Annotated in this window: 1 pseudogene; it reads right to left on the bottom strand. The window is 76.7% G+C overall.

Annotation, left to right across the window (positions count from 1 at the left end):
• Positions 1-158: pseudogene (locus B9S61_RS42230) on the bottom strand (L-seryl-tRNA(Sec) selenium transferase); the annotation flags it as partial.
• Between the last annotated feature and the right edge of the window lie 215 nt (positions 159-373).

The following is a 373-nucleotide window of genomic DNA, read 5'->3' as shown; positions in this document are numbered from 1 at the left end:
TCACGCGCCCGCTGCTGGGCCTGGCGGACAGCCGACTTCACCCGCGCCGCGCCCAGCCGTCCCGCCGCCCGGAGCAGACGCGGATCGCTCATCACGGCGTCGGTGCGCGGGATCCGCCGTCGTACGTCGGTCTCCGCCGCTGTGTCCGTGGGGTCCACCCGAGTCCCTTCGTTCGGTCCCGTTCGCCGGCCGGTCGGACCTTCATCGTCCACCAGTGCCCCGGGCCGCGAACCCGACACGCCGGACCGGGCAGTGGTGGTCACATCCGTCGGCCGTGACCCGGCGGGCACCCTGGGCGCGGGTCTCCCGCAGGCCCGGCTCGCGTACCGGCGCCCCGTGCCGGACCGGGCGGAGCAGGAGGCCCGCCTACCGC

The organism is Streptomyces sp. SM1 (assembly GCF_002910825.1).
Classification (GTDB): Bacteria; Actinomycetota; Actinomycetes; order Streptomycetales; family Streptomycetaceae; genus Streptomyces; species Streptomyces okerensis.
This window is presented reverse-complemented; position numbering and strand designations above follow the sequence as displayed.